Source organism: Pseudoalteromonas sp. TAP-3C, from assembly GCF_059888565.1.
The window spans coordinates 1,915,317-1,940,263 of the sequence record NZ_CM187618.1 but is presented as its reverse complement, the minus strand read 5'-3'; the positions used below and the strand labels follow the sequence as shown (position 1 = coordinate 1,940,263).

General features: G+C 40.5%; 21 protein-coding genes. 12 read left to right on the top strand and 9 right to left on the bottom strand.

Features of this window, described 5'->3' with window-relative positions; all coding sequences use genetic code 11:
- Positions 1–173: 173 nt before the first annotated feature.
- The 3 genes from AC6H44_RS09090 to AC6H44_RS09080 are packed head-to-tail and all read left to right on the top strand — an operon-like array spanning position 174 to position 4,845.
- On the top strand, positions 174–725 hold the full coding sequence (locus AC6H44_RS09090) for an RNA polymerase sigma factor (protein ID WP_500735162.1): 552 nt from the start codon (positions 174–176) through the stop codon (positions 723–725).
- Position 726: 1 nt separating this feature from the next.
- Positions 727–1,803: a FecR family protein gene (locus tag AC6H44_RS09085; RefSeq protein WP_500735161.1), complete on the top strand. Its 1,077-nt coding sequence runs from the start codon at positions 727–729 to the stop codon at positions 1,801–1,803.
- Between the two features lie 9 nt (positions 1,804–1,812).
- Complete coding sequence (locus AC6H44_RS09080) at positions 1,813–4,845, top strand: TonB-dependent receptor plug domain-containing protein (protein ID WP_500738412.1); 3,033 nt, start codon at positions 1,813–1,815, stop codon at positions 4,843–4,845.
- A 73-nt stretch (positions 4,846–4,918) separates the two neighbouring features.
- Here AC6H44_RS09080 and AC6H44_RS09075 read toward each other — a convergent pair whose 3' ends face one another.
- The 7 genes from AC6H44_RS09075 to AC6H44_RS09045 all read right to left on the bottom strand — a co-directional run bounded on the left by AC6H44_RS09075 (position 4,919) and on the right by AC6H44_RS09045 (position 12,201).
- The gene (locus AC6H44_RS09075; protein ID WP_500735160.1) at positions 4,919–5,362 is read right to left on the bottom strand and encodes a ferritin-like domain-containing protein; all 444 of its coding nucleotides are present in this window, start codon (positions 5,360–5,362) and stop codon (positions 4,919–4,921) included.
- A 172-nt stretch (positions 5,363–5,534) separates the two neighbouring features.
- Entirely contained in the window at positions 5,535–6,473 is a 939-nt protein-coding gene (locus tag AC6H44_RS09070) for a LysR family transcriptional regulator (protein WP_500735159.1), read from the bottom strand.
- Positions 6,474–6,489: 16 nt separating this feature from the next.
- Positions 6,490–8,208, bottom strand: coding sequence for a bifunctional isocitrate dehydrogenase kinase/phosphatase (gene aceK / locus AC6H44_RS09065; protein ID WP_500735158.1), 1,719 nt, complete (start codon positions 8,206–8,208; stop codon positions 6,490–6,492).
- A 189-nt stretch (positions 8,209–8,397) separates the two neighbouring features.
- Positions 8,398–8,877, bottom strand: coding sequence for a DUF4124 domain-containing protein (locus tag AC6H44_RS09060; protein WP_500735157.1), 480 nt, complete (start codon positions 8,875–8,877; stop codon positions 8,398–8,400).
- Positions 8,878–8,962: 85 nt separating this feature from the next.
- The gene (locus AC6H44_RS09055; protein WP_500735156.1) at positions 8,963–10,369 is read right to left on the bottom strand and encodes an IS4 family transposase; all 1,407 of its coding nucleotides are present in this window, start codon (positions 10,367–10,369) and stop codon (positions 8,963–8,965) included.
- Positions 10,370–10,486: 117 nt separating this feature from the next.
- Positions 10,487–11,983 carry a DUF3413 domain-containing protein gene (locus AC6H44_RS09050; RefSeq protein ID WP_500735155.1) on the bottom strand — a complete coding sequence of 499 codons (1,497 nt, stop codon included), beginning with the start codon at positions 11,981–11,983 and terminating at the stop codon, positions 10,487–10,489.
- Between the two features lie 5 nt (positions 11,984–11,988).
- Positions 11,989–12,201: a YejL family protein gene (locus tag AC6H44_RS09045; RefSeq protein WP_008109847.1), complete on the bottom strand. Its 213-nt coding sequence runs from the start codon at positions 12,199–12,201 to the stop codon at positions 11,989–11,991.
- Between the two features lie 63 nt (positions 12,202–12,264).
- Between AC6H44_RS09045 and yejK the strand changes: the two genes are divergently transcribed.
- The 4 genes from yejK (at position 12,265) to AC6H44_RS09025 (ending at position 16,358) form a co-directional block, all read left to right on the top strand.
- Positions 12,265–13,281, top strand: a complete 1,017-nt coding sequence (yejK, locus tag AC6H44_RS09040) for a nucleoid-associated protein YejK (RefSeq protein WP_500735154.1) — start codon at positions 12,265–12,267, stop codon at positions 13,279–13,281.
- Between the two features lie 787 nt (positions 13,282–14,068).
- Complete coding sequence (locus AC6H44_RS09035) at positions 14,069–14,785, top strand: IS110 family RNA-guided transposase (RefSeq protein WP_500735153.1); 717 nt, start codon at positions 14,069–14,071, stop codon at positions 14,783–14,785.
- Between the two features lie 61 nt (positions 14,786–14,846).
- A protein-coding gene (locus AC6H44_RS09030; RefSeq protein WP_500735152.1) for an IS3 family transposase occupies positions 14,847–16,006 on the top strand; the annotation gives its coding sequence in 2 pieces (ribosomal slippage) (positions 14,847–15,120 and positions 15,120–16,006; 1,161 coding nt in all).
- Positions 15,996–16,358: a transposase gene (locus AC6H44_RS09025; protein WP_500735151.1), complete on the top strand. Its 363-nt coding sequence runs from the start codon at positions 15,996–15,998 to the stop codon at positions 16,356–16,358. The genes AC6H44_RS09030 and AC6H44_RS09025 overlap by 11 nt, the downstream gene beginning before the upstream one ends.
- 447 nt (positions 16,359–16,805) lie before the next feature.
- On the opposite strand, the gene rne is transcribed toward AC6H44_RS09025, so the two are convergent.
- Positions 16,806–20,048 (bottom strand): ribonuclease E, encoded by a 3,243-nt coding sequence (gene rne, locus AC6H44_RS09020; RefSeq protein ID WP_500735150.1) that lies wholly within the window; start codon positions 20,046–20,048, stop codon positions 16,806–16,808.
- A 770-nt stretch (positions 20,049–20,818) separates the two neighbouring features.
- Between rne and rluC the strand changes: the two genes are divergently transcribed.
- Positions 20,819–21,778, top strand: coding sequence for a 23S rRNA pseudouridine(955/2504/2580) synthase RluC (gene rluC / locus AC6H44_RS09015; RefSeq protein WP_500735149.1), 960 nt, complete (start codon positions 20,819–20,821; stop codon positions 21,776–21,778).
- Positions 21,775–22,434, top strand: a complete 660-nt coding sequence (locus tag AC6H44_RS09010) for an HAD-IA family hydrolase (protein WP_500735148.1) — start codon at positions 21,775–21,777, stop codon at positions 22,432–22,434. The genes rluC and AC6H44_RS09010 overlap by 4 nt, the downstream gene beginning before the upstream one ends.
- Before the next feature lies 1 nt (position 22,435).
- Here AC6H44_RS09010 and AC6H44_RS09005 read toward each other — a convergent pair whose 3' ends face one another.
- Complete coding sequence (locus tag AC6H44_RS09005) at positions 22,436–23,035, bottom strand: Maf family protein (protein ID WP_500735147.1); 600 nt, start codon at positions 23,033–23,035, stop codon at positions 22,436–22,438.
- A gap of 131 nt (positions 23,036–23,166) precedes the next feature.
- Here AC6H44_RS09005 and yceD point away from each other — a divergent pair, with 131 nt between their 5' ends.
- From yceD to plsX, 3 genes are read left to right on the top strand one after another with little or no spacing between them, the layout of a single operon-like run.
- A complete protein-coding gene (gene yceD / locus AC6H44_RS09000; RefSeq protein WP_500735146.1) occupies positions 23,167–23,691 on the top strand; it encodes a 23S rRNA accumulation protein YceD in 525 nt (174 codons plus the stop codon).
- A 9-nt stretch (positions 23,692–23,700) separates the two neighbouring features.
- Positions 23,701–23,871 (top strand): 50S ribosomal protein L32, encoded by a 171-nt coding sequence (rpmF, locus tag AC6H44_RS08995; protein WP_008109865.1) that lies wholly within the window; start codon positions 23,701–23,703, stop codon positions 23,869–23,871.
- An 11-nt stretch (positions 23,872–23,882) separates the two neighbouring features.
- On the top strand, positions 23,883–24,920 hold the full coding sequence (gene plsX / locus AC6H44_RS08990) for a phosphate acyltransferase PlsX (protein ID WP_500735145.1): 1,038 nt from the start codon (positions 23,883–23,885) through the stop codon (positions 24,918–24,920).
- Positions 24,921–24,947 lie beyond the last annotated feature (27 nt).

Genomic DNA, 24,947 nt, shown 5'->3' with positions numbered 1-24,947 from the left:
GTTCAGATCACATTGTGCAACTTTTTAACCAGACATAGTAATTAAAAAACTTTAAAAGTTAATACATTTACATTGCACTGTTTATGTTAGCAACTAATAATTAACAAAATCTCTTGTAATTAACCCTAAAACTCGTAATCTTACGGTAATAATAATAACAAGGGACTACTCACGTGGCTCAAGGACTTAAACTTGCCAGTACATTTTCTGATATGTCTACTCAGTTAAGGCGTTTTGTATCTAAAATTGTGTTGCCTGACGATGTTGATGATATTGTTCAAGAAACTTTTGTTAAAAGTTATGAAGCAGAGTTAAAGCAAGATATTCAATACACTCGTAGCTACATGTTAAAAACAGCTAAACACCTTGCGCTTAACCATGTAGCTAAATGGGATAATAAATTTAGTACCCCTTTGAACCACGAAACTGAGCTCCCAAAATTGCTTAAATCAATGCAATTAGAGGATGAATACTCCTCAAAAGAACGTTTTTTATTATTTTGTCGAGCCACTGAGCAATTAAGCCCAACGGTTAGAAAGTGCTTTATATTAAAAAAAGTCTATGGGATGAGCCAAAAAGAGATCGCACAGCAAATGCAGTTAAGTCAAAGTACGGTCGAAAAGCATATCGCAAAAGGCTTGTTAAACACTATGATCTATATGCGCGAGCAGGCGCAAGATGAGAGCGAACACTGCCCAAAAAAAGCAACCCTAGGAGGGCAGTAAAATGGATAACGTGCATCAATTTACTTCAAAAGAAGTAATTTTAGAAAAAGCATCCCAGTGGATAAGTGCTATTGATCGTGGTTTAAGCGACAAAGAGCAAGCGCAATTTAAACTCTGGATGTTACAAAGCACCGCTCATCAAAATGCGCTGTATGAATTAGCTCAGCTATGGGATGATCTGAGTGTGCTTAACGAACTCAGCGTATTATTCCCTGATAAACAGCCCACACTCACTAAAAAAAAGCCTATGTATCTATTTGGTATTGCAGCAAGCGTTGTTGCGGCATTGATGATGTGCAGCTATTTACTACTAAACATACAGAGCAATTTCAAGCAAAATTTAGCTAAAGTCAATTATACAAAAATTTATAAAACAAAAGTGGGCGAGCAGGCAACCTATGTTTTACCGGATGGCACAATAGTACAACTCAATACCAATAGTTCATTGGAAGTGGCTTACAGCCAAGGACGCAGACAACTACTACTGAATCGTGGCGAGGGGCGTTTTAACGTTGCTAAAGATGCATCGCGTCCATTTAGTGTGATGGCAGGGAATAAAAGTTTTACTGCTTTGGGTACGGTGTTTAATGTACAGCGCAATACCTCCTCAGATCTGGAACTGGTGGTCACTGAGGGCAAAGTGTTGATCACCGATCCCAGCGTTGCTGTTAACGCTGATGATTTTAAAGCGTATCAGCAAGCTGACAACAGCAACCATGAAATTCGTCAAATTAATGCCAATATCGTGCTCTCAGGTGAAAAAGCCATTATCGAAAAAAGCGTGACTAAGCCGATTACGCAATTATCGGTTGATGATGTACAGCGTGATTTAGCCTGGCAAAATGGCATGTTGATATTTAATGGCGAACATCTGGTTGATGCTTTAAACGAGGTGAGCCGTTATACCGCCACGCGGTTTGAACTCTCATCTGATGAGTTAGCTCAGATTAAAGTTGCCGGTGTTTTTAAAGCGGGTGATGTGGCAGGGCTGTTAGAGAGCTTACAAAATAACTTTTCGATTGAACATGAACGCTTAGGCGAACATGTCGTTAGCCTAAAATATCAAAAAAAGTCATAGGAAATGGTAATAAAAATCACAAAAATGTTAATTTTTGCTACAGCATTTACTGCATTGTGTAACTTAAAAATTAAAAAAATGATAAAAAACGATAGAGGATTTTTGTTTGCTAACTGTTTATATACGTTGCGCAGTAACCATATGTGTCATTTAGTGCAGTTTTACTTAGTTGCATCGCTGTTTTTTAGTATCAGCGTGCAGGCAAGTCAAACTGAGGGGCAAATGATGCAATTTGATATAAAAGCGCAACGAGCAGACAAAGCCTTAATAGAATTTGCCAAGCAAACTGAACAAACAGTGGTTTTTTCGTACGAACTTGCCAAGCAATATCAGGCAAATTCGTTATATGGATTTTATTCTCAACTTGATGCTTTAAACGCATTATTAGCGGAGACACAGCTCGATGCGGTTATTGATAAAAATGGTTTACTGAGTATTCAACTCAAACAAATCAATAGGAAAGATAACAACATGATGAAGCTTTCAGGAGTGAGTGCTGCTGTATTACCCGCTATGCTTGCGGTTAATTCACCAGCAATAAATGCCGCTGAACAAAGCGCAGAACAAAACATTGAAAAAATTGCAATTGTAGGTAGCCGTGTTGCAGGGCGCTCAGTGGAAGACTTACCTGTTCCGGTAGATATTTTAAGCGCAGAAGCACTCGAAAATACCGGTCAAACGGAAGTTGGCCGCATGTTGCAGGCTATTGCACCGTCTTTTAACTTTTCAAGTTCATCCATCAGTGATGGCACTGATGCCCTCAGGCCTGCAACATTACGTGGCCTTGGGCCTGATCAAACATTGGTATTGATCAATGGTAAACGTCGTCACCAAGCCAGTATTATTCACATTAATACCTCGGTAGGGCGTGGTACAGCGGGCACTGACATGAACGCTATTCCTGCCTCAGCAATTAAACGTATTGAAGTACTGCGCGATGGTGCTGCCGCGCAATATGGCTCTGATGCAATTGCCGGTGTTATAAATATCGTACTTAAAGATGGCAGTGAAGGTGGTAAAGCCGCAGTTAACTACGGTGAGTACTCAGAGGGTGACGGCGAGACTGTTAATATAGATTTTAATAAAGGTTTTGCTTTAGGTGATAACGGCTATTTAAATACCACCATTAATTACCGCGATCGCGCGCCAACTAACCGTGCTGGGCTTCATGGTTCATGTCAATTTTACGGCTGTACGGAACTCAGTGACGGCACATTACTGGCAGGCGATCCGCGTGAATTAACCGCGCCACGCGATACATTTAGAATTGGGGATGCCGACTCGCAACAGTTTGGTTTAACAGTTAACACCGGCTACGAGTTAGGCGCGGGCGAGTTATACGGTTTTATTACCTATTCGACTCGTGATAACGAATCAGCGGCGTTTTTCCGTCATAATGCTAATGCAGGCGGTAACCCAGTACTACAAGATGGTGATGCGACTATTCCAACTGGCTTTTTACCAAAAATTAACACCACGATTGACGATATTTCATATAACTTTGGTTACAAAACTGACTTTGATAACGACGCTAGTTTAGATTTATCATACACCTATGGTGAAAATAGCATTGATTACACCACTAGCGATACGATTAACGCCTCTTACGCGAACTTCTTACGTTACGACCAAGGTTTAACTGCGGCAGATATTCGCGCTACGATTCCGCGTCAAGGTTACGCTTATGGCATGGAGCTATCACTGCAAACTATTAATCTTGATTTTACTCAAAATTTTGATGACTACTCATTAGCAATGGGGGCAGAAATACGCACCGATGAGTACCGAATTTTAGAGGGCAGTGAATACGCCTATCGCGACTACGATACCAACAACGGGGTTAATATTTATGATGGGCTAAGCGGTGGCATTGGCAGCGAAAACGCATCTGGTGGCACACAAGGCTTTGGTGGGTCATCACCGGCATCATCAGTTGATGAGTCGCGTGATGTCATTTCGTTTTATTTAGACGCTGAAGCCTATATCATTGATGATGTAATTATTTCTGGGGCATTACGTTACGATAATTACAAAGGATTTGGCGATACAGTTAACTTTAAACTAGCCGGTAATTGGTCAGTAACCGACGATATTTCATTACGTGGTGCACTAAGCTCAGGCTTTAGAGCGCCTTCAATGCAACAGTTGTACTTTAACAATATTAGCACCCAGTTTGTTGTAGACCCTAATGGCAATTTAGTCGCTGAAGAAGTGGGCACATTTAGAAACGATTCAAAACTTGCACAAAGTTTAGGTATTCCAAAACTAACAGAAGAAAAATCGCAAAACCGCAGTTTAGGTATTGTTTATAACGTAAGTAATAATATTAATGTCACCCTTGATTACTACTCAATCGATATTGATGACCGAATTGTAATTAGTAATCGCTTAGGCAAAGGTTTATCAAACGCCCTTGATGCCGCATTATTGAGCTCAGGGGCAGGTGCAGGGCAGTTTTTCTTAAATGGGGCTGACACCGAAACACAAGGTATCGACTTTGTAGCTACATGGAATACAGAAGGTCTAGGCGGCACGCTTGATTTTACATTAGCGGCTAACTTTACTAAAACCGATGTGGTGTCGTTATTTACACCAGCAGGCTCTGGCCTTGAAACCGTACCGGTTGACGATGTATTTTCTGATCAAGAAATTTCTATTATTGAACAGTGGCAACCCGAAGATCGGATCAACGTAAGTGCGCTTTATCGCCGTGATGATTGGACAGTTAATTTATCACTTAACCGTTTTGGTGAATACAGCGTTGAAGATGGCGGTCGCCAAACTTACGGCGCTGAAATTTTAACGGATATTAAAGTTAACTACTTTGTAACTGACGATTTATCAGTAAATATTGGCGCGAATAACTTATTTGATGTTTACCCAGATGAAAATACCATAGGTAATTCACGTTCAGGTACTATTGTAGATGCGCAAGGCAATACCATAGTTAGCAGCGATGGCGTATTTAAATATTCACGTCGTTCAGCGCCATTTGGTTTTAACGGTGCATACTATTACCTAGGCGCAGAATACCGCTTTTAATTCGCCTTTCTAATTAACTCCTATTGTTATTTAACAATCAAAGGGCCGTAAGGCCCTTTTATCGTTTTGAAACTTAATGTTTTTGCATTTTACTCATTTCAGCATGACAGCTTTGCATGGTTAGTAATACTTTTGATAATGCGGCTTCACAATCATGAGATTGCGGCTTTTTTAGGGCTATTTTAATTTCTTCTAGGGTTCTATCTTCTACTTGTTGCAACTCTTTAATATAGGTTTGATCGTTATTACTGGTAAACTTACTGATCAAAGCGGTAAATGCTCGACGTGCTTCAACAACAAACGATGAGCCATCTTCACGCGCACCTTGCTGATTAATTGCATAGGGTTGTAAGCTCTCAACACTGACTTTACGGGCGTCAATCATCCGCTGAAATAGGGCAACGATGGCTGGGTCTTGTACATTTTCTTGTGCTTTACTGTAAAAATCGATACCGCTATTCATTACTTGGATAATATCGGAAATATGATTAATCTCTTGTCCTTGATGGATGCTCATAATAATGACCTTAATTAGTTTAAAAACGCACTAGTATTAAAGCAAGTGGCATTCCAAGTTAGATTTTATACTTAATCGTTTGTATTTTATTGCTTTTTAAATAAAAAGAGGGGCTAGAGGCTTGCTAACCAGCTGCCAGCAAGCAAATTTTACATAAAGGCCTGTAAAAAGTTTATTTAAGCTCGTCTGCTACCTCAGCTACTTTTTGGCGTAACCAAATATGGCTAGCATCTCTATGTAACAAAGGGCTCCAAATCATATCAAGCTCAAATGGGGGGATAGGAAAGGGTGGCTCAAGTATTTTAAGCCCCGGATCGTCCATATAAATATTGGCTGCTTTTGAGGGGAGGGTGGCAATTAGATTTTTTTCTTTCGCTAAATGAATCGCTACATGGTAGTTACGGGTAAAAACAGCAATATTGCGGTGTTTTCCAAAGTGCGCCAACGCTTCATCTACCCAACCCAGTTTTTGCACATCTTTAGGGTCCATGCCAACCCCTACGCCAAAGCCTGTTTTGCTTACCCAAATATGGCGTGCTTTTAAATAACTGTCTAAGCTAAAGTTTTCAATAATAGGGTTGTCGGTTTTTACTAAGCAGCAAAAGCTATCTTTCCAAATCCGCTTATGATGAAACGATTGTGGTAAGTTTTCAAAGCGATTGATTGCCATGTCAACCTTGCCATTTTCAACATCATGAAAGGTCACGTCGCTGGGGGTTAAAATATCTAACGTGGTATCGGGGGCTTCTTCGTGTAATTTGCCTAAAAGACGAGGTGCCATAGTACTGGCAGCATAGTCACTGGCCATAATTCTAAACACCCGTTTACTTTGTTTTGCTTCAAATTCGCGATTTGGTGCCAAGGTTTCTTCAAGGGTCATTAAAATACCGCGAATAACAGGCTGTAATTCAATGGCGCGCTCAGTTGGGACCATACCATCACTGGTGCGCACTAAAATAGGGTCGTTAAAAAGGTTGCGAAGGCGTTTAAGCCCATTACTCATTGCTGGCTGAGTAATACTAAGTTGGTTCGCTGCACGGGTTACATTGCATTCGCGCAGTAATGTATCAAGGTAAACCAGTAAATTTAGATCTATTTTACTTATATTCATTGTGTGTCCTTAACGTTTACCAATCATGGATAAAACGTTGTGCTGTCGGATAGGGATAAATATGACTCACCTGTCCATTTTTTATATTTTGTTGTGCTTGTTTCCAAAAGTTCACATCAAGAAGCTCAGGGTGTGTGCTAATCAAAAATTGTTTATACATTGGATTTGGCATTACAAAAGTGCATAACTGCTCCGGAAATACATCTTGCGGTGCAACCGAGTAACTTTGTTCGCAGGTTAAATAATCGTCATAATTTTTAGCTTTAGGTAGCGCCCTAAAGTTCATGTCTGTTAAATATTGTACTTCGTCATAGTCATAAAAAATAATACGTTTGTGCTTACTTACACCAAAGTTTTTTAACAGCATGTCGCCAGGGAAAATATTCACCGCAATCATTTCTTTAAGCGCTTGACCATACTCTTCTATGGCATCGGCAGCACTTTTTTCATCGGCATTGTCTAAAAACAAATTAAGTGGGGTCATTCGCCGTTCAATATACAAATGTTTTATGATTAACCAATCCCCCTCAATCACCATTGATGAGCCTATGGTTTTATGTAATTGCGTTAATAAGTTACTATCAAAGCGTGCCAAAGGAAATACGACGTTTGAATACTCTATGGTGTCGGCCATTCGCCCAACACGATCATGGCTTTTAACTAATTGATAGCGCTTTAATACCGTATCACGACCAAATGGCTTACTTTCCCCAAATTTGTCTTTAATGACTTTAAATACATACCCAAATGAGGGCAAAGTGAACACCATCATCACCATGCCTGGTGTACCCGGTGCAATGGTAAACTCGTCATTAGAATGGGTTAAATGGTTTAAAAATTCACGGTAAAATTCGGTTTTACCTTGTTTGTGAAAACCAATGGCGTTGTATAATTCCGCTAAGGTTTTATTGGGCATAAGTTGGTTTAAAAACCGTACTAATGCTGAAGGAGCGTGAGTTTCTACCATAAAATAGGCGCGAGCAAAGCCAAAAATAACCCGCATTTGCGATGACTTGGTCAAAAGGGCATCAAGGTATAATCCTTTGTCTTCATGATGTAGCACAGCAATAATAAAAGGCTGAACGCCACTTTGTGATACTACGCGCCCTACAATATAAGCGGCTTTATTACGGTAAAACGGGGTATGTAATATATCAAAGCGCATTTGCCAGTGCTGGTGGTGTGTATCAGGTGCTTGCTTGTAAAATGCTTTGACCAATAAGCGAATATCACGCTCAAGGTTGACAAAATCTGCTTTAAAATCAAAGTGATTAATGATTTTCTTAATGGTTGGTTTTAAACCATCGACTACCGGGAAGTAGCTTCGATATTCTGCTTCTACCGGTACTGAAGGGGCATCTTTTAGAGTTGCTTCAACAAAAATAAAGTCGTTATGAAAATAACGGCGGTGATACAGGCGGCAAAATACAGAGTTATAAAAAGTTTCAGCAAGCTCTGCTTGAGGATGAAAACATAAAAAATGTTGGTAGAGCTTTTTTACTTCAAGCCATAAGCTTTCGTTTAGCTCGTCTGTTTGTTGACGTTCACGAAGCGTTTTTGTGGTTTCGTTTACCCGGTCATCGTAATAACTGATACGTAAGCGGCTAATGTCATTAATGGCTTGCCAGTCTCTTTTAGCAAACGCGTAAGGAGCCTTGGCTGTGGTTTTTTGAAACAGTAAGTAATGTTTTTTAAACCCATTTAAAATTAACTCAGCAATTTGGCGTGGTTGCATCAATACTCCTTAATAGACGTTTTGGCTGTTTAACGAATACTTTATTTTGAATTGATTACCGTTTGTTTTATAAAATAATCAAAAACTTATTACAGCGCATAACACGTATTAGAGTTTATGCTCTATAGATGTTGAGGATATGTTATTTTATATTTAAAACCAAGCTAATTAAGGTGATATTTATTTAGGTTAATTGTAAGCATCAATCTTTTTTTGTAATTTTTTAATCCGTTTTTCAATCAATGCTTTATCTTTTTTATATTGTTTATCTAAGACTTTTTGTGTGTTTTTAATATCCTTACTAATACGTTTTTTATCATCCACACTTAATATGCGGTTTAAGCGCTGTTGTTGTCTAAAATCAGCCCTGTCTTTTTCTCGTGAAAGTATCGCTAATTTATGTTGATTACTACGAAGTTCGGCTTCCAAGTCAGCGATGATTGTATCTCGTTCGAGTGCGTTTAACTGTTTGGTATAGTCTATTTCTTTACCTGTTTGCTTTGGCTCCGCTGATATAATTTTATGCATAGTTGCATCATCACTACACGGAAACTGAGAAAAAGTGGTGCCTTTAGGAGTAACGCATTTATAGTAAGTAGTTTGTGCTGCGGTGTAAGTGCTCAAGCAAAATAGCCAAGCAGCAAAGATCAGCTTAAAAAGGCTATACATAATGATTATCCTTAATTCATTGGTCATTTTTTTGATAATAAAAACTATAGCCTAGATTAGCACCAGTAGCCAGCCTGTCTCTTGATCACAAGTCGAGTTCTTTCATTAAAGCATAGGACTCGACTAAAAACACCAACTTCACCCAGCCATCCCATATGGCTTTTGTGCCAACACGCCCTGTTCGTTTACTATCGTGCCAACCTCCCAGTTTAGCTATTGCATAATATGCCCACTTTAACGATGGGGCTTCTTTTGGCATGGGAGCCTTTTGATTTGTCGCTTTAAATAGTAACTTCCAACTCAATGTGTCTAAATAGACTTCGCAGCTGACTTTTTCTGCTTCTTCTCTATTTTGAGCAAGCTCCCTTAATTGTAAGAGTCTGACCGCTATAAATGCCTCTATTACTGCTGCCTTTTTTAAATTATCTAAGTGTTGCATGCGTAACTTTTCAACTTCTGTTCCTTCCGTTTTCCAAATTTTATGGAATTCTTCTATCCGCCACCTTAACTCGTAATAACGCGCTATTTTTCTTGCCTCTGCTGCACTTGTAACCGACTCTGTTGTATACAGTAACCACTGTAATTTATTCTTGTTGTCGTTATTTTGTTCCGTACATACCACGAGGGTCAGCGGGGCTTCTTTTTCACCTTTTGCTCTTTGTGGCTTTTTCAATTTAATCGATGTAAAGCTCACATCTATATGGGCTGTTCGTGCTTTTCTCCCGCCTCTTTGTTGAATATCTATTTCATACTGACCTGCGGGAGTGAGTGTAGGTAAAATATCTTCTAATTTCTGATATTCACCTACAAGACGCCGATTGTCTTTTGCTCTAACAATAAAGCGGTGTTCATTTTGTATTTGGTAATCAAGGTATTCATACATGTCTGCTTCGCGGTCACATACGTCTATCACATTACTTAAATCACCCAGGCGCTCTTTAACTTCTTCAACGTTGTTTTGCCATTTGTAGCTTTCTTTTAGCTCTCTATCACGGCATTGCAGCGTATTTTGTTTGCCCGTTTGTTTCTTCTCTCTATACCAGTAATGTTGGTATGCAAGTCCTATTGCTTTTTCTTTTTCTTCATTTGCATCGAGCATCAGTGTTGAGTGAGCGTATAAAGTGCGACCTTTAGAGGTGCGCTTTTCATCAGATGCCGAATTGACCTCACCTAACTCATCACATACTGAATGTTTATAGCTCAGCCCTGTTGTATCTTGTAGAGCAAGCACGAGTGGTCGCTCTTTAACTATGGTGTCAGTATGCGCAAATCCAGCTTGCGCAATGTCATCAGCAGAAATATTATCGTTACGGATAAAGCGATATGCGCCTTCAACACTTGCAGGGTCTGGACAAGATGACATTAAGGACTTACCGGCATTACTTGCCAAAGAAGCGGCTATTTTTACAAGGCGTTTAGTGCGGCGAGGATCGTTAAGCTTAGCTTTACTAAAAATAAGTTGCGCCCATTCGAGAGATTCATTGCTTATCATATTCATGACCTAATTTTTTTGTTTATTAGATCATGAATATAAAAAAATAGAAACTTCTGTATAAGAGACAGGTAGCCAGCAACGAGCTTTTACACATTGCTGGCTATTGATTTTTGATTATTGAGTAAAGGTTTTGAGTTTTTTAATGCTGTGAACTAAAAAAGGAATGTCCAGTCCCTGTTCGATAGAGAACCCTTCAGCGGCTGAAATATTTCTAAAATTTCCATCACGATCAATAAGTGTAATTCTATCTTTTTTATATGCTATTACCACACCTTGCGAGTAATTAACCCCAATATTATTACTTTTACCGTATAAGTTCTCACCCAACATAGTTTGCTCTGCAAGTGTGGCACAGTTTAAGTATTGACCTAGGCTAGTGGCAATAATATCACTTGGTTGAATCAACCCATTTACTTTAGAGATAAACTTATCTGAGCTATATAGGGTTGAATTAGTTACCACTTCATTGCTATTTTGCGAAACACTAAATGCAAAAAACTCCGTGACATCTTCACGCAGCTCAGCATTTTCAACGCCTTTAATAATTCGTATGACACTGTCTTTTTGTGCTTGATCATTAATAAAGCTCAGCTCATCTATACCAAGCACCTCTACACTTCGACGTTGGCTTTGCCAGATGGGCAAAATTTGCTGCTCGATAATGTCGGTTTTATAAAATGCAGGCAGGCCATAAACCAGACCAAACAGCATGTCGCTATGATCAGTGGGTTGTAAAAACTGCTGATTTTTATAAATACCTTGCTTGTTAGCAACAAATTTTGCTACCTGCTCATCATTATCAAAAACGAGAATATCAACTTTAGCGACATTAAGGTCTTCACATTTGGCCAATGGAGCTGGCGCCAGGTAATTAATACCTTGATTATTAATTTTGACATTATGCGCTTGTTTATAGCTTTCGACATCCAATAAATCATTTTTAGCGAGTAAACTTTTTGCCGTGGTAGGGTATGAAAGCGGCAACACATTATCTTGTTTGGTAATATCAAATTTTAAATTTGCATCAGCCCATATATGAATGCTGTGGCTTAGCGCAAAACAAATTATTAAAAAAGAGCTGGCATAACGGGCAAATTTAAATTGTTTTAAACGTTCTAAATGATGCCAAGTAAAATTACTAACTGTAAGCTGAAATGCTAAAATAAGTAACACTACCCCCCCTGCGAATAAAGTAGTTAGTGCGGGGGAATTCGTTAAGCGATGCCATAATAATGAAATAATTTCAGGCAGTGCAGAGGTATTTAAGTGATAGCCTAAGTTAAAATAAACATAAGCATCTAAAGTGAGTATTGAAGCACCAATGGTTGCAATTATTGCAGCCATACCGCGTATATGCCTTGGGTAGGGGAATATCAAACTTAAAGGAAAAACCGTCAGCACAAACGCCAAAAATGCAATAAAACTCGTGTGGCTTAGCCAAGTGACCACCATGTAGGTAATACCCATAAATGTGGTCGGTGGCGAATCGGCAAATAAGTAGCTTAAGCTAATTAAAAGCACTAAGCCGATATTAGCAAAGGTAAACCAATGGCCCCAACTTAATAATTGACTCGCTTTTGATGAAAACTGGTTGTGCTGCGATAAATTCATAGTGTTTATTTAACCGACTGTGCGAGTGCTTTTGCAAAGTTCTCGGTAACAGCTTGTCTTTTCCCTGTTGGTACATGCTCTTTTAAGATATGCGTGATAGAATTTCCCAAACACATAAGACTTAAATCAACCGGCGCATTGTGTTTTGATAAAACATCAATAAGTTGATCGACGATTTGTTCTACTTCTTCATTAGAATATTTTGATAAGATTGGCATCAGTTGGTTCAATAAAAAGAGTTATATTCTCGTATTTTAACACCAGAGGCGTGAAAAACAAAGATGGCAATAGATGTTAAAAAATTAGTCGTTCACTACGTAGACAAAAAAGATGACGACACGCACATTCACCTTCGTAACGATGAAATGACAATCAACGACAAAGTGGCTGTATTCATTGAGCAACTACACCATGCCTATAATGGTAAACCCGGTAAAGGATTTTGCGCATTTAGCGGTGAAAAAAACAGTATTGTTGCCTCTACCATGCAAAGCTATCGCAACCATGAACTTGGTTTTTGGCATATGACCGAGCAGGCATCAGCCGTTCTTAAAGAAGAGCTAGATAAATACGCTTTTAATGAAATGGGCTATTTAGTATTTTGTCATTATCAATATGTTGCTACTGATTACATGCTAATTGCAATGATCAACATTAAAGAGCATTACTCTATAACTTCTGAGCTTGATTTAGCGTCATCACGTCATTTAGATATTTCACGCATGCAACTTGCTGCACGTATCGACTTGACTGCATGGGATACCCAAGCAGAAGATAATCGTTATATTTCATTTATAAAAGGGCGAGCAGGGCGAAAAGTGTCTGATTTTTTCTTAGACTTTTTAGGCTGTGAAGAAGGTATTGATCCTAAGCAACAAAGCCAAGTAATGCTAAGCGCGGTAGAAGATTACTTATCAGAGCAGCAATTTGATAAATCAGAAAAAGACGACTTACGTAAGCAAGTATTTGATTACTGTAACGATTGTGTCACCACCGGTGAAGAGGCCAATGTCAGTGAGCTTTCGGCAACGCTGACCAAAGGTGATGACAATCCGTTTGAAAGTTTTTGTAAAGAGCAAAGCTACGACTTAGAAGAGTCATTCCCAGTTGATAAAAAAACCCTAACCAGTATGGTGAAGTTTTCAGGCCTAGGTGGCGGTGTTAGCATTAGCTTTGAGCGTAAGCATTTAGGTGAACGTGTAACCTATAATGCGGAAACTGATACCTTAGTGATCAAGGGCATTCCACCTAACCTGAAAGATCAGTTACAACGGTTTATGGAACAAGAGCAAGATTAAACTCACATCGGGTTGCGGTCTACGTGGATCGGGTTTCGGGATCAGGCTCGCAACTCGTAACCCGTTAACTTTAATCTTTAACCATACGCGACATAAAGTCGCTGCTACGCCATGGTAAAATACACTGGTAGCAGCGGGTTTACCCCGCTTTCTTGATTAAACATGCGCGAGGTAAACTTCCGCCTACGGATTTGGTTGATACCGAGGTTTATTGTTTAACCTAACACCTTTAACCATACGCGACATAAAGTCGCTGCTACGCCATGGTTAAAAAAACTTGTAGCAGCGGGTTTACCCCGCGTTATTGATTAAATATGCGCTAGGTAAACTTCCGCCTACGGATTTGGTTGATACCGAGGTTTATTGTTTGACCTAACCCCTTTCATCTTTAACCTTTAACCATACGCGACATAAAGTCGCTGCTACGCCATGGTTAAATACAATGGTAGCAGCGGGTTTACCCCGCGTTCTTAATTAAACATGCGCGAGGTAAACTTCCGCCTACGGATTTGATTAACACCGAGGTTTATTGTTTGACCTAACCCCTTTCATCTTTAACCTTTAACCATACGCGACATAAACTTCCGCCTACGGATTTGGTTGATACCAAGGTTTATTGTTTAACCTAACACCTTTCATCTTTAACCTTTAACCATACGCGACATAAAGTCGCTGCTACACCATGGTTAAATACACTGGTAGCAGATGTATGGACTCCTCCCCATTAACGAGAGAGTACGGTATAAAGAAGTTGCAAAAAATCTTTTACCCAATAAGGAGTCCATACATGACACAGTCTAATTTAATTGCTATTGATTTAGCAAAAAACATTTTCCAAGTAGCGCAGTTTAAAGGCAATAAACTCAAATCTAATAAAGCAGTTAATCGCCAAGCATTACTTGAGTTATTAGTTAAAGCAAAACCATCAGTTGTTGCGATGGAGGCATGCGCAAGCGCTCAATATTTTGCACGCACAGCGCAATCCTTTGGTCATGAAGTCATGTTGCTTGACCCTTTATTTGTTAAAGCATTTAGACAAGGCCAAAAAACAGATGCAAACGATGCAATCGCAATCGCCGTTGCTAGTCGAGCCCCCAATGTTCGCTCATGTAAAATTCTTACCATTGAAGAGCAGGCTTTACAATCACTTAGCAAGGTAAGAGCGTTAGCAGATAAACAAAAAATTCAATTATCAAATCAAATACGCGGTTTGCTACTTGAGTTTGGTATTGTGATTAACCAAAGTGAAGCCGCATTTAAAGCAGCCATACCGGATATTTTGGAAGATGATGAAAATGCACTGCCGCTAGAACTAAAACATGCGCTCGCGCTGAGTTACGCTCTTTATAAACAGCAGTGCGACAATAAAGTAGAGTTGCAAAAACAAATAGAGCGTATTTCAAAACAAAATGATGGCTGTCAACGCTTAATGGCACTTGAAAGCGTCGGCCCTATAACGGCTATCGAGCTCCTGTCTTTTTTAGGCAATACATCACAGTTGTAATGGTCTAATGAAACTGGAGAGGTTTATAGCGTAAAATGAGCTAAACCGAAAAGGTATCAATATGACTAGAAAATCAAAAGTAACACTTAGCGCACAACAAAAACTCGAATATGCCAAGCTTATGGTGGAGGAAGGTTACATCAATAAGCAAATTGAAGAAATGTCTGGCGCTGGCAAGTCCGCCGTATCACGTTGGAAGCAACAATATTTATCTGAATTAGAGGGTAATAGCCCTGAAAATGCACACGCATTTACACCTGAACAGCAACGTATTCAATCATTGGAGAAGCAGCTACAGCGTGCTTTAAGGGATAATGACATATTAAAAAAAGCCACCGCTTTCTTCATTCGCGACAATCAAAACTTAAAGTAATGAAAGAATTGAAGAAAGCAAACACAGATTACACTATCACTGAATTGTGTCGTATTTTAGAGGTCAGTATGAGTAGCTATTACTATGAGCCTGTCAAACCCGATGAACAAGAGCAGGTGCTTTTAGATTTAATTGAATCGATAGCTGATGACTCCGGTTATACGTATGGCAGACGTAGAATACATGCTGAACTCAATGCGCTTGATCACACCATAGGGGTGTATAAAACGGCGACATTAATGAATAAGTTGAATATACAAGCCATTGCGCCGAAGAAAAAACATTATTATCCAGATTCAGGTGATGATCATAAATACGCACAAAACCTTTTAAAACGACAATTCAACCCAGATACACATAACACGCATTGGGTTGGTGATATTACTTACATTAGGAACCAGCAAGGCTGGAGTTACTTGGCCTGCGTGTTAGATTTATCAACGAAGGAAATTGTAGGTTATGCTTTATCAAAAAGCCCTAATGCTGAATTAGCCAAAGCCGCATTAAATAATGCGATTAAGCGCCAACAGCCGGTCCTTAATCAACTGATGTTTCATTCAGATCAAGGCTGTCAGTATTCAGCGGCCACGTTTAGAGAGCGGTTATCACAACTGACTATAACGCAAAGTATGAGTCGCCGAGGTAATTGTTGGGATAATGCCGTTATGGAGCGTTTTTTTAGAAGTTTAAAAACAGAGCGCCTGAATCGTCTTTCATTTATAAATCATGATTCAGTGGTAAGTGAGGTGGATAATTATATTCAGTTTTACAATTACAAACGCAGGCATTCAGCGCTTGATTATATGACACCACATCAGAAATATAATGAATTAAAAAATGCCGCTTAGGATCTCTCCAAAATTAGTTGACCATTACAAGTTTAGTGACGCAAGAGGTGCAGCAGCGTGTGCGGGTGTCACGCCATTACAATACTCAACAGGGGGTAAAGCAAAAATAGGCCGAATTCCAAAAAGACGAGGAGGCGCATTAAGACGCAATCTTTTTTTAGGCGCCCGTTCGGTTGTCAGTAAATTAAAAAATAGAGAAGCCAGGACAGAAAAAGAGCGGTGGATAAAAAACCTACTTACACGCAAAAGCGTCAAATGTGTTGCTATCGCATTAGCAAACAAAACAATGCGAACAGCCTATGCCTTACTTAAAAATGGAACGAGTTATGAACCAACATTACTGACAGCATAAAATAAAAGAGTAAAAAGTCAGTAAGCAACAGAATTGAACAAGCCAAGATAGAGCATTGAGTGGTGAGACCCACCCTTGAGAGCCTGAAAACCCGCTAGTGTACGAAGATACCGTGTAGCAGATAATGCACAAGGGCGCGAAAACATCAAAGTGGCCGAGGTAGCGCCTCATTAGAGCCCGTATATAAGCACGCAATCACATCATCTTAATGCAAAAAAGGCTTGTGCAATTGGAGGAGTCCATATAAGCGGGTTTACCCCGCGTTCTTGATTAAACATGCGCGAGGTAAACTTCCGCCCACGGATTTGGTTGATACCAAGGTTTATTGTTTAACCTTTAACCCTTACTCGGTCCCCGCAGCCCGAACCCCGTTACATTAATGTCAGACAATAAAAAACCGCGTTAAAAATAACGCGGCTTTTTTATGCTTTTAGCTAAACTCTGTACTTAGTCTGCACTTACAGTTTTAGTCATTGCTGAACTTGCACGACCGACAGGCTTAATCGAACCAGGGCGTAGGCCACTGCTAGGGATTAACTCGCGTTTGTCATGTGCCATTGCTACCGATGTATGCTTTGTTTCGCTATCGGCTACAGGCGTAGGCTGTGCCATTGCCGCACTTGCATGTCCTGCTGTAATCACTGTTTTAGCGTTTACATTAGTTGAACTCGATTGTGAAACTGTCTTAGGTTGATTTTCAACCGCAGGCGCTTCTTTAGCTTCTACCGGTGTTTCAGCAATGCTAACCGGCGTTGTTTCAGCTTCAACAGGCGCTTCTTCAGCTTGTACTGGTTCCTCAGTTTTCACTGGCTCTTCAGTTTGTACTGGTTCGTCAGTTTGTGCTGGCTCTTCAGTTTGTACTGGTTCTTCAGTTTGCACTGGCTCGTCAGTTTGCACTGGCTCGTCAGTTTGCACTGGTTCGTCAGTTTGTGCTGGTTCGTCAGTTTGTGCTGGTTCGTCAGTTTGTGCTGGTTCGTCAGTTTGCACTGGTTCGTCAGTTTTTACTGGTTCTTCAGCTTGAACTGGCTCGTCAGTTTGTGCTGGTTCGTCAGTTTGCACTGACTCTTCTTCAACAAGGTTTTCTTCAACCACATCAGATGCATTAACGGCTGCTTTGTGTGCTTTTGCTTTAAGCTCAGCATCGTATTCAACATCAAAACTATCAGCGTTTGTTGTCTGTGCTTTTGCTTTCAACTCGGCTTCGTACTGTGCAGCGGCTTGATCCGCAACAGGTACAAACGCAGGTGCTTCATCAGACTTGGTTTCTGTGCTTTCACCTTCAGGGCGACGACGACGCTGGCCAGATGCACGAAGATGACGCGGTGAACGACGTGAGCGTGTACGTGTTTGTTCTTGCTCTTCATCTTGTGTTGCCACGTTATCGTTTGAATCAACAACAGCTTCCGCTTCTTTAGCTGGTGCTGGTGCTTTTTCATCAACTGCAGGAGCAACCGATGTTTGCTTTTCAACAACTGGCGCTTGCTCTTTCGCTTGTGGCTTGTCTTCTTTAACTACTGGTTGCTCAATAGCCTGTTCAGCTGTTTGAACTTGCTCTTTGCTTTCGTCTTGTACACGCACTTTTTTACGTAAATTACGACGTTGACGACGAACCTTAGGATTTTGCTCTTTTGGCTCAACCGCTTTTTCAGACTTAGGAGCTGGCGTTGTATCTGGAGTTGTTTCAGATTTTACTTGTGCTACGTCTTCATTTTTATGTTCAGGGCGTTTACGCGTATTTGAACTGCGACGGCGCTTATTACGGTTCTCATTCTTTTCTTGAGTATCGTTTACAGCGGCTGATTCATTTTTAGTTTCAGTATCAGCAGGGCGCTCGTTACGTGGTTTATTACGTGGGTTATTATTACGACGACGTTGGTTATTATTACGACGGCGATTATCATTCCCGCGATTATCATTATCCCGATTGTTATTCGGTTCTTGGTTTTGCTTTTCAGTTAATTTTTCAGTTTGTTGCTTTTCTTCACTAGCAAAAAGCGATTTGAACCATTTTCCTATTGTAGTAAATAGGCTTATTTCTGCTTTAGCTTCAACGAGCGGTGCTGCTTTTGCTGCTGCTTGTGGGGCCGCAGGGCTTGAAGGCATAACAACACCTTTAAGCATGGGTTCTTCACGTACTGGTGCCGCTGGCGATTTTGACATTTCGAATGCTTCGGGCTCAGGCGCAACAACTTGATCATAACTGACGGTTTCAAGTGTTTCGTCTTGACGCAAACGCATAACTTCGTAGTGTGGTGTTTCCATGTGTTGATTAGGAATAATCACTACATCGCATTTATGCTGCTTTTCAATACGATCTACACTACGACGTTGCTCGTTTAATAAGTACGCTGCGACGGCAACAGGCACTTGTGCGTTTACTTGAGAGGTATTGTCTTTAATCGCTTCCTCTTCAATTAAACGTAAAATCGATAGCGCAATTGACTCGTTAGAACGAATCGTTCCTTGGCCACTACAGCGAGGGCAAGGCCCTTGGCTTGCTTCACCAAGTGAAGGACGTAGGCGCTGACGTGACATTTCTAGCAGACCAAAGCGAGATATTTTGCCTAGTTGTACACGGGCACGATCTGGGCCGGCGGCGTCTTTTAGGCGGTTTTCTACTTCACGCTGATGGCGCGGTGGGGTCATATCAATAAAATCAATAACAATTAAGCCACCCAAGTCACGTAAACGTAACTGTCGCGCAATTTCATCTGCCGCTTCTAAGTTGGTATTAAGTGCGGTTTCTTCAATATCACCGCCTTTAGTCGCTTTAGAGGAGTTGATATCAATAGAGGTCAGTGCTTCAGTTGGGTCAATAACAATCGAACCACCTGATGGAAGGCGTACTTCACGTTGGAATGCAAATTCAATTTGGCTTTCAATTTGGTAATGCGTAAATAACGGTGTGTCGCCTTGATAAAGTTTTACACGACTCATAAAGTCAGGACGAAAACGCTCAATGTGTGCTTTTGCTTCTTCAAATACACGTGGCTTATCAATTAAAATTTCGCCAATATCACGACGTAAATAATCGCGAATTGCGCGGAAAATCACATTGCTTTCTTGGTGAATTAAAAAGGGGGCTTTGGCGCTATCAGCTGCTTGCTGAATGGCTTCCCAGTGTACTAATAAAGCTTTTAAATCAAAATTAAGCTCTTCAAACGATTTGCCTACACCGGCAGTTCGCACAATCAAGCCCATACCTTTTGGTAACTCTAAACGGCCTAATGACTCTTTTAAATCTGTTCGTTCATCGCCTTCAATACGACGAGAAATACCGCCAGCACGAGGGTTATTAGGCATAAGTACTAAATAACTACCAGCAACGCTGATAAAGGTAGTCAGTGCGGCGCCTTTTTGGCCGCGTTCTTCTTTGTCAACTTGTACGATGACTTCTTGGCCTTCTTTGATCACGTCGCGAATATTCGGACGGCCGTGGAAAGTGTAGCCTTGCGGGAAGTAAGTGCGAGCAATTTCTTTTAAAGGAAGGAAACCATGGCGATCAGCACCATAATCAACAAATGCTGCTTCTAGTGATGGTTCAATACGTGTGATTTTGCCTTTGTAAATATTGGCTTTTTTCTGTTCATGACCTGGGCTTTCTATATCTAAATCATATAGGCGCTGGCCATCTACCAGTGCTACGCGCATCTCTTCTTGTTGCGTCGCATTGATTAGCATACGTTTCATAATGTTACTCTACTGTTTGTGTCTCTGACATGACGACGTTTCCTCGCCTGTTCAGGTGTTCCTATTTTTAGAATATGCAGCCTCACGACTGGGTCTTTAACGGAACTGCTCTGTATTTTGGTACGCAGTATTTTAAATGCTGGCAAACAATAGGGTGTTGTCACGCTATTAAATTCTTTAAAGGATACAAACTTGCCGGCTGTTTAGCATCGTTGCAAGTTTTATCCAGAAGTTGGCCTGTCATATCAATCTTATTAAGTGCATTCATATTAGGTGCGTAGGGCTCGTTAAGTTCAAACCATAATTTTGTTTTTAAAATTACCGTTATCTATTTTATGAGCAAAAATCACTACCGATATTAATGAACGCCTATTTATTAGATTTTTTAATTTTAAATAAGCTGCTGTACGGTATTACACTATTTGAGCGAATTCTGAACGGCGTGTTTAACGCCGTCACTATCAGACAAATTATCTGTTCATTGCTTTTACTATCACATTAAAAATCAATTCATGCTCAAACTTAAGCAGCAATATAGTACGCGCATTGCTGTTAATTGTACGCACGTGTTAACTGGGTATGTATAAAAGCTTTGGAAAACTTAACGCGGATCTGTATGATCGGTTACCCAGAATGTGCATCACGAATGTTTTAATGTGTTAAAAAGCACCGTTTTTATTTGCAAGTATTAACTACTCGCGCTGCTGATTATCCCACTATTATAACTGTGTTAGCAACTAAATTATTTTACTTAAATCAGTGATTAGGCAATGTCAGAAAAAACCGGCTTACAAGTAACTTTTGTCACTATCAACGAAGACCATTTAGGTCAACGTGTTGATAACTTTCTTATTACCCACTTAAAAGGGGTGCCTAAAAGCGCAATTTACAAAATTCTTCGTAAAGGCGAGGTGCGTGTAAATAAAAAACGTATTAAGCCTGTGTATAAATTGCAGCTAGACGACGTTATTCGTATTCCACCAATTAGAGTGTCTGAACGTGAAGAGTTTGTGCCTTCAAACCTTGATAAAGTGACACGCCTTGAAGATGATATTTTATTTGAAGATAAATACCTAATAGTCATTAACAAGCCATCAGGTATGGCCGTTCATGGCGGCAGTGGCTTAAGTTATGGGCTTATTGAGGCGTTACGTGTGCTACGTCCACAAGAGCGCAGCCTTGAACTTGTCCATCGTTTAGACCGTGATACTTCAGGCTGTTTACTCATTGCCAAGCGCCGCTCTGTACTGACTGCGCTGCATGAGCAATTGCGTGAAAAAACCATGGAAAAAAACTATTGGGCACTGGTAGAAGGTCAATGGGACTCTAAAACGAAAAATGTCACTGAGGGCCTACGTAAAAATACGCTCAAATCGGGTGAGCGGGTAGTGCGTGTTGATAACACCGAAGGTAAGCCATCGCATACGCGTTTTAAAGTACTTGAGCGTTTTAATGATTGCTCATTAGTACAAGCATCACCAGTAACTGGGCGTACCCACCAAATTCGTGTGCATACTCAATGCCAAGGTCACGCTATTGCGTGCGATGACAAATACGGCGACCAAGGCTTTGATGAGTCAATGCGCAAACGCGGCTTAAATCGCTTGTTTTTACACGCCCATGATCTGAGCTTTTATCATCCTAAAAATGAAACCACCATGCGCGTAGAAGCCCCCCTCGATAAAGCACTCTCAAGTTGTTTAGTTAAACTTAGAGCAGCAAAAGCATGAGTTTAACGCCGATTAAAAAATATAAGCTGGTGATTTTTGATTGGGATGGCACCATCATGGATTCAATTAATAAAATAGTTAACTGCATCCGCAAAAGTGCACAATCGCTTAATATTGAGCCGCCAAGCGACACCGCCAGTAAAAATATTATTGGCTTATCGCTTGAAAACGCAATAGCGACCTTGTTTCCTAATCACAGTGAGCATCACCAAGCGCTCATTGCAGGTTATAAACAACACTATGCGCTTGATAGTAGTGCAACACCGGTGTTTGAGCATGTAGCACAGGTACTTACTGCACTAAAAAATCAAGGCGTGATATTGGCGGTTGCCACAGGAAAAAGCCGAGTCGGGTTGGAACGTTTACTTGAAAAAAGCCAGCTGCGTCACTTTTTTAGTGCTACGCGCACCAGCGACGAGGCAAAATCAAAACCCGCTCCCGATATGCTTCATCAATTACTCCAAGAGCTAGGGATAAGTGTTGATGAAGCGCTTATGATAGGTGACACGCAAATCGACATGGCCATGGCAAAGGCCGCAGGCATGGATAGAGTAGGGGTGACAATGGGCGTTCATAATGCTCAACAACTTAACGAGTTTACGCCTGTTGCAACTGTCGATAATTACCTGCAGTTGCAACATTTACTTATTAGCTAAATTACGTGGTTGATTGGGCGCTAAGCACATCCAAACCAAACTCAGCCAATAATTGGCTGAGTTTAATCAGTGGTAAACCAATTAAACTGTTAGGATCGTCTCCGCTTAGTTTTTCAAATAAGCAAATACCAAGCCCTTCACTTTTAAAGCTGCCTGCGCAGTTATAAGGTTGCTCTGCATCGCAGTAGGCGCTAATGTGTTCATCGCTCAGGGTTTTAAAGGTAACGTTAAATGGTTCTACGCAGGTTTTTTTGTTCCCTGTTTTAATATCGTAGACGCACAGCCCAGTTAAAAAAGTGACTGTGTTAGCACTAAATAAACGAAGTTGTTTTACGGCGTTTTCTTTACTGTGCGGTTTACCTAACACGTGATTGTTAAACACGGCAACTTGATCTGAGCCGATCACTAAACCGTCACTAAAGTGTTTATTTGCCTCAGCCGCTTTTAATTCACTTAAACGTTTTACTAGTTCACTTGGTGTTTCGTTTGTATGTGGCGTTTCGTCAACATCAGGCGAAAAAGTGTCAAAAGGTAGATTAAATTTTTGTAATAAAGACTGCCTAAATGGCGAGCTTGAGGCTAATATAAGGGGGTGCTTCATGGTGTGCTTTCCTAACATAAATCAGATTGAGTTAGGATAAATCAGATCCGTGAGTAAAACACGTGAAAAACAACGTAAAATTGGTTTTTTACTTTGACTAACCCACTAACTATCTATATGATGCAGCCCCTATGCAAAAGGTGAAAATTCCCATCACTCTTCATCCAGGCAAAGCAGCGCAGCACCGTTTAAAGTACGACGGCATTGTACCGCTTGAAAAGCTTCCTCGTTTACGAGAAGTTATCCAGGAAGAAGTAGGTGAAATAGCGGTAAAAATACATTGCAAAAACGATGAGCAAGGTTTTGTTGTGATCAGTGGCAATTTGTCCACACACGTAACTGTAACTTGTCAACGTTGTAATGGTGATTTAGGGTTGGATTTGGATCAAGACTTTGTTTATTCGCCAGTCGGTTTGGATGCAGAGTCAGATGATCTTCCACAAAGCTACGATGAAGTAGCGCTTGATGAAAATGGTGAAATAGACGTGTTTGAGTTAATCGAAGACGAGCTTATTTTAGCAATTCCATTGGTGCCTACCCACAACGAAGCTTCATGCAGTTATATGCTAGAGCCTGCCAGCTTTGGTGTTTTAAAGGCGGAAGATGATAAACCAAATCCATTTGATATTTTGAAACAACTTAAGAAAGATTCTTAGGAGAAGACTATGGCTGTACAAAAAAGCAAAAAGTCTCGTGCAAGACGCGGCATGCGCCGTTCACACGATGCGATCAGTGGTCCAACTTTAACTGTAGACCAAACATCTGGTGAGACTCATCGTCGTCACCATGTGACTGCAGATGGTTACTACAAAGGCGTTCAAGTAATTTCTAACTAAGAGATTGCTATATGCTGAATAATCTAACCATAGCGTTAGATATGATGGGGGGCGATTATGGCCCCCGTTCATCTATCCCCGCAGCCGTTAACGCGGTAAATGCTAATGCCAACTTAAAACTCATTTTATGTGGCAACGAGCAAGTAATAGCTAAACAATTAGAATCACTCGATTCGCTTTCTCACCCTAGGCTAATAATTCGCCATTGTAATGACGTTGTCACCAATGCTTGCGAACCCGCTGTTGCTATACGTACAAAAAAAGATTCCTCAATGCGTGTTGCCCTCGATTTAGTTAAATCGGGTGAGGCGCAAGCCTGTGTTAGCTCGGGCAATACCGGGGCACTATTTTTTATGGCGCACTATGTATTAAAAATGCTACCAGGGGTTAAACGTCCGGCGCTTATATCTGCCGTGCCCACAGAGCGTAAAAACCCCGTTTACTTACTTGATTTAGGTGCCAATGTGCATTGCGATGCGCAAATGCTGTATCAGTTTGGCATTATGGGTTCAATCGTCGCTGGCCAAGCACTTGGATGTGATAACCCAAAAGTGAGCTTATTAAATATTGGCGCTGAAGATATAAAAGGTCATGACGAAATTAAGCAAGCTGCGCAACTCATGCAGCAAAGCGAGCTGATTAATTATATTGGATATAGCGAAGGCAGCGATATTTTTTCCGGTAAAGCCGATGTTATTGTCTGTGAAGGCTTTGTAGGTAATGTTGCACTTAAAACCTGCGAAGGCATTGCCAAACTTATCATGAAAAAGTTTAGCCGTGCGCTTGAAAAGCACCTAGTTTATAAATGTATGGCGTTTATGTTGGCGCCAATCATAAAAAAACTCTATAAAAGGGTGAACCCCGACCAGTATAACGGCGCTTCTCTGGTAGGATTGCGCGGTATTGTTGTTAAAAGTCATGGAAATGCTTCAGCTAAAGCTTTTCATGCCGCAATCGACGAAGCAGTGAAAGAAGTAGAACGTCAACTTCCTGATAAAATAGCTGCTATCTTCGAAAAAACACATTCTAAAAACACGGCGGTTGAATAACATAGTTAACGTGCCGTGTTACATATA